Here is a 12,305-nt window from a genome sequence, read left to right as displayed (position 1 = left end):
AAAACCGATGCATTGAGCTTTTTGAGTTTGGGCACATTCGTTTATTCTACGATTTCTCCTGCAATGACAGATGGCTCGCCCGATACCGTTGGCATCACCCCAATATTAGCATTACCAGAGATGGAGGTGGGCACAGACACAGCGGGCTCCTCGAGGGTTAGTGCGGTACATTGCCCAGTTGCGTCTTGCATTTGCTGCTCGATTTCAATTGCTTTTACCACGTAGATGTCGCTAGGGCCAACAAGCGTGCCATCCGCCAATGAGAACTTAGGTCGATATTGATTACCTTGCTTCTCATAGGGAATTCCCCACAAATCACCATTACCGCCATAGTTCAGCATGAACGTTTGCCCAGCATAGCTTCCTGCGCTACCGGAGCGGTCATTACCATTACTGTGCGTATAACTGAACTGAATTGGTTTATCAAAGGTGACAATATTGTTTTGGCTATTACGAACCGTGGAAAGCTGGTTCCATTGGCTGATCCCTGTTTCCCACACATAGTAGGTGGTCACAACACTAGGGTCGTAAATATCCCAAATGTTAGTCATGGTTGCTGCTACGTCACTGGTTACCATGGGTCCTGATCTCACACCCCAGTTGTAAGGTGAGTTATTTAGCTGTTGCTTGGTAATGGAGGAGTTGTATTGAACTGGCTCGCTATTACTTGTTCGCATCAGTGTTAGTGCGTTACTGCCTGAGTCAGAGAATGAGAAATCAATAGCAGAAGCAACGTTGGCGACTTGTGCCGAATACGGGCTACCTGAACCATCAAAGTTCGCTAAATCGCTCAAATCAAGCGTACCGACAGGGCATCGGTCAAAACACTTGAGGGCAACAGAACCTGATTCCAGTAGATCTCCTGTTCCTACTTCGCTGCCATTGATGAAGGTTTGTTCGTAGAAAGTTAAGCTTGTACTGCCATATAAGTATTTTACTTCTCCCCCTAGTTGCTCCGACCACATGTAGATAGACTCACCTGCGGATATCGATATCAGCTGATCAGTAACATCTGTGATTTGTTGCCCGTTATCTCCCCAGTTAAGTCCGTCAGTAATATAGAATCCATCAGTACCAACAGAGTCGTCATTGACCGTGAGATATTTCACAACCCATTGATTGTAACCAGCGCTATAAACACTTGAATCCCAATATGAAAAAATAACGCCACGAGCATTACTTAAAGCAAGCGTTTTCACTTCATTCTTAATTAAGCGACCTGGTGCTGTAACCAACGTGTAGTTTTGACTTGTCCCTGTATTTTCATCTTCGGCTACTAAAGTTGTCCCGTTTGGTAGTGTAGTATCACCTTCTGTCCATACTCCCCAGTACCCAACATGTCCGTAGGCATCCACTTGTGTATCGTTGTTGCTGTCATAGCGGAAAGAGAATCCACTGTTTAGCGAGATACTGGCGCCTGTCGATGCGTTAAACAAATCGTATCTATGTACGGAATCATTGAACTGGGTTCTGTCTAGACATTGCCCGGTATTACTGCCCGTTTTAAAGGGGAGGCTGTCTATGTCTGTGGCGTTTTGGATCAATACATTGTTGGAATTGAACGCTAAAGCGTAGGCACTGCCAGTATTACTGCCACGATCGGCTGAAGTAATTGCGCTACCTGTTGATCTATCGGCGCTCATTACCACACTTGCGCTTTGGACATATGTGTCAGCTCCTCGTGTACTGGACTCATATAAAGTAAACCCAATGGAGTTTTCGACGGAGTCCGAGGCAACAATTTCACCAGCACCATTTTGTGTGCCTTCCAATTGGTCGAAAAGTTCGAAATTAAATGTAAATGCACCAAATGGATTGCTTTCGCTCGCACCAGATGTCACTTCGGCCTTAAATTTGATGGCTTGGTCGCCATCCCCACCGGACATTTCCGGAATCCAGACATTAATCACTAGAGGGTCACTGTCTGACGCACGAGTAACGTTTGCTACTGCTTTTAGATAAGCGGGGGAATTGGCGGCGCCGGAAGATTGACCTGTTGAGCCGTCGTCTTCGTTATCAAAACATGCAGCTTCATCAGCTAAAACAAGATAGGGACCTTGATTAGCAAAATTGGTCGCTTTGAACTGGGCAGTAAAACACAAAATACTGTTTACGAGCTCAATAGGCTCTAACGCCTCAATCCACACATGTGACCTCTGGTTAGCATTTGAGTAATCGGTTCCAGTATCGTCGAAAGCCGCCAATCCTGCTCCAGAGAAAAGAACGCTACTGGCGAGTAATATTTTAATTGTTTTCATTAGTCACAACCTCCAACTGTTCTGGAAGAACCAACTGAGAAGTTGGTGTTGCTTGGGATTGAGCAGCAGAACTACTACTGTCACAGCCACTTAGTCCTAAAACCATAACTAAGGTAAGTAAGCCGCCAACGATGACTTTGTTCATGTAATGTCTCCCTAATGTAAGCCTCAAAATAAAATATAGAAGACTGTCGCAAGAAATCATTACAAAAAATAATGTTATTTATTTCTACTTAATAAACAAAATGTTGTGATTGAATAATTAGCTTTGGTGTGATTATTGGATTGAATTTGGAATAAAAAAATCGAGCTAATTGTGAAATAAATTAATGTGTGAGGTGATAGCGAGCTTGAATGATAAAAAAAGCCCAAACCACGAGGGTTTGGGCTGATACAAATAGGAGTTAATAAGAAAAAAGCAGCGTTTGTAACAAGTTACAGTGATTAAATCAGTCTAATACGGCCCTAAACTCAAAATGCTCTGCTTGTTACATAAATTAGGACTGACCAAAATTCGTTTAGTTCAAAATTATTTTAAAAATTTTTCCAGTTTCTAAAAGCGGTTACCGGTGAGGTGATGGATTTGTGATGTTATCGCCTTGTTAAATAAGTTGTAGAGGAGTATATTTTCAAACAAGCGTTTAATACGAGTGATTGAAATGAGTGCAAAGAATAAAACCAAAGACAAAATCTTAGATGTTGCAGAAGCGCTCTTCGCTGAACATGGCTTTAATGATACTTCGTTAAGAACCATAACAAGTAAAGCGAACGTGAACTTAGCTTCTGTTAATTATCATTTCGGAGACAAAAAAACCTTAGTACGAGCAGTGCTCAATAGATATCTAGAGGCTTTCATGCCTGCACTGGGGAAGGCGCTTTCCGAGTTAAATCAAGCAACGGACTATTCAATGGAAGAGGTCTTCCAAACGTTAAAACAACCGCTTCTTTCTTTAAACACACTTCGTCCTAACGGTGCGAGCCGTTTCATGTCATTGATTGGGCGAGGATATACCGATGTACAAGGGCACCTGCGTTGGTTCATTACCACGCGTTATGACGAGGTATTAACTCAGTTTACCTCTTCGGTTAGCAAAGCGAACCCCTCTCTGACTCCTGAAACACTTTTCTGGCGGCTACACTTCACTCTAGGAACGTGTGTATTCACCATGGCTTCAAGCCAAGCGTTAGCCGAAATTGCCTTTAATGATTTTGATAAACAGGTGGACTCAGAAGCCATCATTGATCAACTCATACCCTATTTAGCGGCAGGCGTTGCCGTAAACTAAAAAACAGGTCAACAGAACCTAACCAATAAAAATAAATATCAGTTATATAAAGAAACAAAAGGACTGAAACATGAGCTCTCTAAAACAACTAAGAAGAAAATGGGTCAGTGACCCAGCGTTCAAATTCTTCAAAAAAGTGCTTCCACCACTCTCTGACACCGAGAAAGAGGCAATGGAAGCAGGCAGCGTATGGTGGGATGGCGAACTGTTTGGCGGCTCCCCAAATTGGCATATGTTGCATCAATATCCTAAACCTGAACTGACGGATGAAGAGCAAAGCTTCGTTGATAATGAATTAGAAACGTTGCTCTCGATGCTGAATGATGACCAAATTGTTAGGCACGATCGAGATCTTCCTGACGAAGTTTGGGACTATTTGAAGAAAGAGCGCTTCTTTTCATTGATTATTTCCAAAGAGTACGGTGGGCGGGAATTTTCTTCTTTAGCCAATTCCACCATTGTGACCAAGATTGCTACAAAGAGCATCAGCGCCGCGGTGTGCGTAATGGTGCCAAACTCACTTGGTCCTGGTGAATTGCTCTCGCACTACGGAACACAGGAACAAAAAGACTACTGGTTGCCGCGTCTGGCTGACGGTCGTGATATTCCTTGTTTCGCTTTAACCGGTCCTGAAGCGGGCTCTGATGCAGGTGGTATACCTGATCAGGGAACCGTCTGTATGGGCGAACACGATGGTAAAGAAGTGCTTGGTATTCGGCTTAGCTGGAACAAGCGTTACATTACTCTCGCACCGGTCGCGACGGTATTGGGTTTGGCGTTTAAGCTTAAAGACCCAGATGGTCTACTTGGGGATAATCCCGACTTGGGCATTACGTGTGCGCTAATTCCAGCTGATCATCAAGGCGTTGAACTGGGTGAGCGTCACGATCCACTTGGTCTGGCGTTTATGAATGGACCAACTCGCGGAAACGATGTTTTTATTCCTATGGAATGGTTGATCGGTGGTTCTGAATATGCCGGAAAGGGCTGGCGGATGCTGGTGGAATGCCTTTCTGCAGGTCGTGGTATTTCATTACCAGCCCTTGGCACATCGATAGGACACTTATCTGCGCGTACGACGGGTGCATATGCATACGTCCGTAAACAATTTGGTATGTCAATTGGTAAGTTCGAAGGTGTGGCGGAAGCCATGGGGCGCATTGGGGGACTTACGTACCTTCTTGAAGCCACCCGCACGCTAACGACAACTTCACTGGACATGAAGGAAAAGCCAGGGATTGTTACTGCTATCGCCAAATATCACATGACAGAAATTGCGCGGGATATTCTGAACGATTCAATGGACATTCACGCAGGTCGTGCGATTCAAACAGGACCGATGAATTACCTAGCGCACCATTATTCAGGAATTCCAGTCGCGATTACGGTGGAAGGGGCGAATATTTTGACCCGCAACCTGATGATATTTGGTCAAGGTGCAACGCGATGTCACCCTTATGTATTGAAGGAAATGGAAGCGGCAGCGAATCCCGACTCCAAAGAAGGAGCGAAAGAGTTTGATGACTTGCTTTTCAAGCATATAGGTCATGCAACTAAGAATGCCTTTGGCGCTTTTGGTGCTGCCCTAACGGGTTCCAAGTTTGTTTCCGCTTCTATGAGTGGCGAAACAAAAGAGTACTACCAGCACATGACTCGTCTAAGCCGTGCCTTGGCTATCAGTGCTGATGTTGCCATGTTGACACTTGGTGGGGAACTCAAGAGAAAAGAGATGATTTCCGCCCGGTTGGGGGACGGTCTTAGCTATTTATTTATGGGTTCAGCCGTGCTGAAGAAATACGAGGACGACGGTAGACAGCAGTCCGATTTGGATTACGTTCATTACGCCATGAATCATTGTCTTCACCATGCTGCTCAGTCGTTGCAAGAAGCGTATTCAAACTTCCCGTCTAAAGTTGCGGGTAAGTTCCTTAACTTCTTGGTTTTCCCTCTGGGGAACCGATTCAAGAAAGCATCGGATGATAATGCTGTTGCGATTGCGAACAGCCTAATGACCCCTGGAGCCCACCGAGATCGCCTAACTCATCTTTGTTATGTCGGTAAAGATAACGACGATCCTGTTGGCTTAATGGAAAATGCATTCATGGCTATGTACAAAGTAAGAGGTCATGAGCGCAAGGTCATCCAAGGCATAAGAGAAGGCAAAATCGACAAGAAAGCCCCACTCAATGTTCGACTGGAGCAAGCACTCGAGCATAAGATTTTGAACAAAGTCGAAGTGGACGAAATCTTAAGTGCAGACAAACTTCGCTACATGGCAATCCAAGTGGATCACTTTAGCTATGATTTGGTCGAAACGCGTACTCACAAAACGAATGAGGTTTCGCTAAATAGCGTCGCGTAAGCGTAGATTTATCCTGTATTAGAAAAGCGCTGCAGAAATGCAGCGTTTTTTTGATCAAACAGCTCCAACCACTTTCTCATTTTGTAAGAAATTAGGTGCGAAACGGTGTGTAAACTTTTATCCTAGCAACGTTTTTTAAAGGGAAATGAATATGATCATCAAACCAAGAATTCGTGGCTTCATTTGTACCACTACACATCCAGTTGGCTGTGAAGCAAACGTAAAAGAACAAATCGAATATACGAAAGTACAAGGTCCTATCAAAAATGCCCCTAAGCGCGTGCTCGTTGTTGGTTCTTCAAGCGGTTACGGCCTATCTTCACGCATTGCCGCTGCTTTCGGTGGTGGTGCATCAACCATTGGTGTGTTTTTCGAAAAAGCAGGCACAGAGAAAAAACCAGGAACAGCCGGTTGGTATAATTCTGCTGCATTTGACAAGCTAGCGAAAGAAGAGGGCTTGTACTCAAAAAGCTTAAATGGCGACGCATTCTCAAATGAAGCAAAACAAAAGACAATTGATCTGATCAAGGAAGACTTAGGTCAGATCGATATGGTGGTTTACTCACTGGCTTCTCCAGTACGTAAGCTTCCTGATACAGGTGAAGTGATCCGCTCATCTCTAAAGCCTATCGGTGATACTTACACGTCTACAGCGGTCGATACAAACAAAGACCTAATCATTGAAGCGAGTGTTGAACCTGCTACTGAGCAGGAAATTAAAGATACCGTGACGGTCATGGGTGGTGAAGACTGGGAATTATGGATCCAAGCACTATCAGAAGCGGGCGTTTTGGCAGAAGGTTGTAAGACAGTAGCATACAGCTACATTGGTACTGAGCTAACGTGGCCTATCTACTGGGATGGCGCGCTAGGTAAAGCGAAAATGGACCTTGACCGTGCAGCGACAGCGTTAAATGATAAACTTAGTACCACAGGTGGCAGCGCAAACGTTGCTGTGCTTAAGTCGGTTGTTACTCAGGCTAGCTCCGCTATTCCTGTTATGCCTCTTTACATTGCTATGGTGTTTAAGAAGATGCGCGAAGAAGGCGTTCACGAAGGCTGTATGGAACAAATCTTCCGTATGTTCAGCGAGCGTTTATACAAAGAAGATGGTTCTGTAGCAGAAGTCGATGACAAAAACCGCTTGCGTTTGGATGACTGGGAACTGCGTGATGACATTCAAAAGTACTGCCGTGAACTTTGGCCACAAATCACATCAGATAACCTAAAAGAGCTAACTGACTACGCTGAGTACAAAGAAGAGTTCTTGAAGTTATTCGGATTTGGTTGTGAAGGTGTTGACTACGAAGCCGATGTGAATCCACTGGTAGAGTTCGACGTTCAAGATATCTAACCAGTTGTAATGTATTAATGAAAAGGCGCTGAGTGAGCGCCTTTTTTATGCTTGAGTAAAAGTCACAGACCCTAGGTAATGATGATCAAGAACGTACCAGCCAGAGTCATCAAGATGTTGGCGATCGCATAAGTGCCTGCATAGCCCAAAGCCGGAATCGTAGATTTAGCTTGTTCATTGACGACGTCCATTGCGGGGCCACACGTTCTTGCGCCAACAATAGCACCAATTAATAGTGCTCTGTTCATCTTCAGCACATAGGCGCCCACTAGATAAGCAATCATGACGGGGATTACGCTTATAAGTAAACTCACGCCTAATATCTGAGGACCCACTCTAGACATATAAGAAACAATACTGTCACCAGCACTTAAACCAATGCCTACCATAAAGAACATTAAGCCCAAGTCTTTGACCATGTTCAAGGCACCTTGAGGAACGTAGCCAAAAGTAGGGTGGTTAGCACGCAGGAATCCCAGAGTAATCCCAGAGAGCAGAAGCCCGACAGCATTTCCTAGCCCGAAAGTCACCTGCCCAAATGTCATGGTGATTAAACCAAATAAAATACCTAGAATAAAAAAGCTACAGAATGCTAATAAGTCGGCCATTTGGCTGTGGATAGAGATGAAACCGATTCGCTCAGCTAAACCCATAACACGACTTTTTTCTCCGCTTACTTGAAGGATGTCTCCCTTAGCAAGTACGATATTCAAATCCATTGGCATTTCAATTTGCGCGCGCACTACTCGGTTTAAGAAACATCCATATTCGGAAAGATTCAAATCCGAAAGCTTTTTACCGGCAATGCTGTCGCTTTTTACAACGATTTCTTCTTCAACAATACGCAAATCCAATAGATTTCGGTCAAACACTTCTTTCCCGTTTCTAAAGCTTGGATCCAGTCGAGCGTGGCTGTCTGGGTAGCCAACTAAAGCGATTTCGTCTCCTTGCTGCAAGATAGCGTCGCCATCTGGATGAGCTAGGATCCCATTTCGTCGAATACGTTCAATGTAACACCCCGTTTGGCGATAAATACCCAGCTCCCTCAGGTTTTTTCCATCTGTCCAATCCACCAATTCTGTACCTACGCGATAGGCTCGAATAATAGGCAAATATACTTTTCGCTGGGCGGAGGTATCTAGCCCTCTTTCTTGAGCAATTTGTGTGGCTGAATCGTGAAGGTTTTGCCTCTGAAATTTGGGGAGTAATTTAGCCATTAAAATCATACTGGTTAATCCAACCAGATAGGCAATAGCGTATCCAACAGAGAGGTTTTCACGGACTTTATCCATTGTGATATCAGACGGTACAGTGGCTAAGCCCGTTTTCAATGCATCTTGAGCACCCACCAAAATAGGTGTAGACGTTAAAGAGCCCGCCATCATTCCGGCAGAGAATCCAAAATCAAGCTCGAGATAACTACTCACAAAGTACGTTATAGCAAGTGCGGAGCTGAGAACGGTAAGGCTCAAAATAAAATAATGCTTGCCGTCGCGAAAGAAAATACCAAAGAAGTTTGGTCCTGCTTCTATACCTACACAAAATATAAACAGCATGAAACCAATGGTTAATGCATCGGCATTAAAGGAAAAGCCAAGATTACCCATGAGTATGGCGCTAATCAATACCCCAATGGCACTGCCTAATTGCATACGACCAAATTGAATTTTGCCAATGCCTAACCCAATGGCAAGCACGACGAAGATAAGCAAAATAGGGTTTTGCTCTAATAACGTGACGATATCGATGTTCACTGCTCTTTAACTCGGAATCGCTGTGACAGAATGGAAAAGGAATGTGAAGTGTAACTGAAAGTATCAAAGGGAATAAGGGATTTGTTGGCTTTTTCTTTATTTTTTTATTAGTTATTCAAACTTACAAAAACAGCTCGTCGAAACGAACTGCAATTTAATAAAATCAGAGGCTTGGGATTAATCGTATAGACCCAAGTTTTCTTTTGCGTATGCTTCAAATTCGGTAAACCCACCAACATGGTCTTGGTCAACGAAAATTTGAGGCACAGTTTCAACTGGCTTACCTACCGTTTTTTCTAGGTCTGCTTTGCTGATGCCTTCTGCATGGATATCAACGTAACGGTAGTTAAAGTCGTCACGTTCTTCTTTCAATTTATCAGCAAGATCTTTTGCACGCACACAGAAAGGGCAACCAGGACGACCAAAAATTACTACAAACATATTCTTCTCCTTTGTTCTAATGGTGCCACTATGCCTGAATAGGCTAGGGAAATAAAGCTTGGAAAACCATTTACTTTAATAGGTAATACCTATCAATTTTTTATGGAGTACAGTTGTGATTTTCGGCAAAGACCAATTTATGCCATCGAGCTAATATGGATTGATTGGACGGGGTGTCAAAATAGGGTCTAAGGCTAATATTCATGGGGGGAGTTGAAGCAAATCAATGTTCAAGTCAGTGCGCTAGGGCACTCTGATCAAACTATGCATTTTTCAAGGTGGTTGCATGTTTCAATTTATGACTTCGACAAAAATCGTATTTGGTGAAGGTGCACTCGCATCGTCTCTATCAGCCATTTCTCAATACGGCTACAGTGCTCTGCTTGTTACTGGTGAAGACCGAAATCGTGCTTTACTTATCATTGAATATTTTAATTCGCAATCGATCCGTTTTCATCATGTCGCCATATCAAGTGAGCCTTTTATTGCGATGATTGAAGAGATAGCTGTGCAAGGTAGAAAATTTCGCCCAGAAATGGTGGTGGCGATTGGTGGCGGCAGCGTGATTGATACTGGGAAAGCGCTAGCAGCCATTATTCCAAACCAAGGTAATCTTTACGATTACGTTGAAGTGGTAGGCCGAGATGTACCCTTGAAATCAAAGCCGATTCCTTTTATTGCCATTCCTACAACTGCTAGCACAGGTGCAGAAGTGACCAAAAATGCGGTGCTACGCTCTGGGCAAGATAGAGTAAAAGTGAGTTTACGAAGCCCCGATATGCTGCCGGATCTTGCCATTGTAGATCCTGAACTCACGTATGGGACCGAGCCACAAACCTCAGGAAGAGGCGCTATGGATGCTTTTACCCATTTGATGGAAGCATACGTGTGTGGTGATCCGAATCCGCTCACGGATATGATTTGTGAAGAGGGGCTACTCAGACTTTCAGGTGCGATTTTACCTGCATGCTTAGATGACCATCCTGAAGCGCGATCCGACATTTCTTTTGCAGCAATGTTGGGTGGTATGGCTACCACCAATGCCAAGTTGGGTGCTGCTCATGGGTTGGCATTTGCTTTAGGTGGAAAACTAAAAGCGCCTCATAGCGTAATTGCTGCGCAACTAGCACCATACGTTATGTTGGAGAACATTCATGCCGCGGAACAGCTTGGGCGAGAAGACATTTTATCCCGTTACAAGAAAATTGCTCAGATCGTAACTTCACAAAACGATGCGCATGTAGAAGATAGCGTGATTTGGGTTCGAGCGATGCTCGACAAACTCAAACTGCCTAAGCTTTCTACTTTTGGCGTTTGTAACACCTCATTTGAGCAAGTGGCGGAAGATGCGCTGCGTACCGTTGCAATCAAAGGGAATCCAATACCCCTTAATTACGATCGGTTGATCTATATATTATCAAAAGTATGCCCATGTACGGGCGCGATTCCTCACCCTATTACTCGTACCTTTGAGCAATATAGGGTTTCAAAAACAGATCAGGTTTCACAAACAGATCGGGCTTCACAAACAGACAGCATGGCAGCTGTTGGTCAACGAACCTTAGATAATGACTTTGAAAGGAAAGAATAAAAAACGGAGCCGTAAGGCTCCGCATTGAATAGATCGATATATAGTTGTCACCAAAAATAGATAACTGCCATTGTGTTTGGCTCAGCAGCTCTGTATAGACTCAGTATTGCGCTATTTTGTCGTAACGTGAATCTTTCAGTGCATCTTTAACACGTTTTAAGTTTTCTCTAAACCCAGATCCGCGGCGCAATGTAAAACCAGTGGCAAGAACATCGATAACAGTCATTTGGACAACACGGCTTGCCATCGGCATATAAACATCCGTATCTTCTGGCACGTCCAATGAAATAGACAGTGATGAAGCGCGATCAAGTGGCGAATCTTTTGCTGTAACCGCTATAACGGTTGCGCCATTTTCTCGGGCGAGGTTGGCAATTTCAACCAAACTCTTTGTTCGACCAGTATGAGAAATCAGAACGATAACGTCGTTGTCTGTGCAGTTGATACAGCTCATACGTTGCATCACAATGTCTTCAAAGCAACTGATTGGGATGTTAAAGCGGATGAATTTGTTTTGTGCATCTTTGGCAACGGCAGAAGATGCCCCCAAACCAAAGAACGAGATACGTTTTGCTTGAGTAAGAAGGTCTACGGCTCGGTTAACTTGCATTGAGTCGATGCTATTTTTGGCAACATCTAAGCACGCCATAGTCGATTCAAAAATCTTATGCGTGTAAGCATCAGGACCGTCGTCTTCTTCGACATTTCTGTTTACATAGGGCGTACCATTCGCCAAACTTTGAGCTAAATGAAGTTTAAAATCTGGGAAACCTTTGGTATCCAGACGACGACAGAATCGGTTAACGGTTGGTTCACTAACGTCTGCCATTTTCGCAAGCGTGGCAATACTAGAGTGTATGGCGGTTTGAGGAGATGCCATGATCACTTCGGCAACTTTACGTTCAGACTTGCTGAAGTTCTCCAAGTTTTTCTGTATTTTTTCTAATGTATTCATCGCGTTCACAAAGGTATAGAGAACATCTTCATTGACCCGATCTTTCCATTTATTCTGCAAAATGGGACCCACAAGGAGCGAGTCAGAATGATCGATGATGGTCAATGGCTTATACAGACGAGTATAAACTAAGGTGGTCTGTTGGTTGACTAAAAGACCCGCAATTTGGGAATTAAATGTCTATAATATGACAAGCCTCAAACTTAATTTCAGTTCCGAAATCCAATTGTTGGAGAAATCGCTCAAATAGCACTATTTGCGCCTATTTTACTGTGATCAATTTTCAATGGCGGAAAGAAAATTT

General features: G+C 43.8%; 9 protein-coding genes. 4 read left to right on the top strand and 5 right to left on the bottom strand.

The window, feature by feature from the left end:
• Nucleotides 1–41: 41 nt before the first annotated feature.
• Nucleotides 42–2,258: a hypothetical protein gene (locus LDO37_RS11065; RefSeq protein ID WP_126607021.1), complete on the bottom strand. Its 2,217-nt coding sequence runs from the start codon at nucleotides 2,256–2,258 to the stop codon at nucleotides 42–44.
• On the bottom strand, nucleotides 2,245–2,403 hold the full coding sequence (locus LDO37_RS11060) for a hypothetical protein (RefSeq protein ID WP_180958482.1): 159 nt from the start codon (nucleotides 2,401–2,403) through the stop codon (nucleotides 2,245–2,247). The genes LDO37_RS11065 and LDO37_RS11060 overlap by 14 nt, the downstream gene beginning before the upstream one ends.
• A gap of 514 nt (nucleotides 2,404–2,917) precedes the next feature.
• On the opposite strand from LDO37_RS11060, the gene LDO37_RS11055 reads away from it, so the two are divergent.
• The 3 genes from LDO37_RS11055 (at nucleotide 2,918) to fabV (ending at nucleotide 7,260) form a co-directional block, all read left to right on the top strand.
• Nucleotides 2,918–3,544 (top strand): TetR/AcrR family transcriptional regulator, encoded by a 627-nt coding sequence (locus LDO37_RS11055; RefSeq protein WP_104400778.1) that lies wholly within the window; start codon nucleotides 2,918–2,920, stop codon nucleotides 3,542–3,544.
• 70 nt (nucleotides 3,545–3,614) lie between these two features.
• On the top strand, nucleotides 3,615–5,906 hold the full coding sequence (locus LDO37_RS11050; protein ID WP_126610276.1) for an acyl-CoA dehydrogenase: 2,292 nt from the start codon (nucleotides 3,615–3,617) through the stop codon (nucleotides 5,904–5,906).
• 151 nt (nucleotides 5,907–6,057) lie between these two features.
• Nucleotides 6,058–7,260, top strand: coding sequence for an enoyl-ACP reductase FabV (gene fabV, locus LDO37_RS11045; RefSeq protein ID WP_126610275.1), 1,203 nt, complete (start codon nucleotides 6,058–6,060; stop codon nucleotides 7,258–7,260).
• 71 nt (nucleotides 7,261–7,331) lie between these two features.
• On the opposite strand, the gene LDO37_RS11040 is transcribed toward fabV, so the two are convergent.
• Nucleotides 7,332–9,014, bottom strand: coding sequence for an aspartate:alanine antiporter (locus LDO37_RS11040; protein ID WP_126610274.1), 1,683 nt, complete (start codon nucleotides 9,012–9,014; stop codon nucleotides 7,332–7,334).
• A gap of 177 nt (nucleotides 9,015–9,191) precedes the next feature.
• A complete protein-coding gene (locus LDO37_RS11035; protein WP_101114977.1) occupies nucleotides 9,192–9,455 on the bottom strand; it encodes a GrxA family glutaredoxin in 264 nt (87 codons plus the stop codon).
• A 286-nt stretch (nucleotides 9,456–9,741) separates the two neighbouring features.
• Between LDO37_RS11035 and LDO37_RS11030 the strand changes: the two genes are divergently transcribed.
• Nucleotides 9,742–11,046 (top strand): iron-containing alcohol dehydrogenase, encoded by a 1,305-nt coding sequence (locus LDO37_RS11030; protein ID WP_126610273.1) that lies wholly within the window; start codon nucleotides 9,742–9,744, stop codon nucleotides 11,044–11,046.
• Between the two features lie 100 nt (nucleotides 11,047–11,146).
• On the opposite strand, the gene LDO37_RS11025 is transcribed toward LDO37_RS11030, so the two are convergent.
• The gene (locus LDO37_RS11025) at nucleotides 11,147–12,001 is read right to left on the bottom strand and encodes a MurR/RpiR family transcriptional regulator (RefSeq protein ID WP_101114979.1); all 855 of its coding nucleotides are present in this window, start codon (nucleotides 11,999–12,001) and stop codon (nucleotides 11,147–11,149) included.
• Nucleotides 12,002–12,305: the final 304 nt, after the last annotated feature.

Source organism: Vibrio penaeicida (assembly GCF_019977755.1).
GTDB lineage: Bacteria > Pseudomonadota > Gammaproteobacteria > Enterobacterales > Vibrionaceae > Vibrio > Vibrio penaeicida.
The sequence above is the reverse complement of the archived record's forward strand: the minus strand, read 5'-3'. Positions and strand labels throughout refer to the sequence as shown.

Excerpts from the sequence above, each read along its gene's own strand:
- LDO37_RS11055 (WP_104400778.1), top strand. The coding sequence starts at position 2,918 with ATGAGTGCAAAGAATAAAACCAAAGACAAAATCTTAGATGTTGCAGAA.
- fabV (WP_126610275.1), top strand. The coding sequence starts at position 6,058 with ATGATCATCAAACCAAGAATTCGTGGCTTCATTTGTACCACTACACAT.
- LDO37_RS11050 (WP_126610276.1), top strand. The coding sequence starts at position 3,615 with ATGAGCTCTCTAAAACAACTAAGAAGAAAATGGGTCAGTGACCCAGCG.
- LDO37_RS11060 (WP_180958482.1), bottom strand. The coding sequence starts at position 2,403 with ATGAACAAAGTCATCGTTGGCGGCTTACTTACCTTAGTTATGGTTTTA.
- LDO37_RS11030 (WP_126610273.1), top strand. The coding sequence starts at position 9,742 with ATGTTTCAATTTATGACTTCGACAAAAATCGTATTTGGTGAAGGTGCA.
- LDO37_RS11035 (WP_101114977.1), bottom strand. The coding sequence starts at position 9,455 with ATGTTTGTAGTAATTTTTGGTCGTCCTGGTTGCCCTTTCTGTGTGCGT.
- LDO37_RS11025 (WP_101114979.1), bottom strand. The coding sequence starts at position 12,001 with ATGAATACATTAGAAAAAATACAGAAAAACTTGGAGAACTTCAGCAAG.
- LDO37_RS11065 (WP_126607021.1), bottom strand. The coding sequence starts at position 2,258 with ATGAAAACAATTAAAATATTACTCGCCAGTAGCGTTCTTTTCTCTGGA.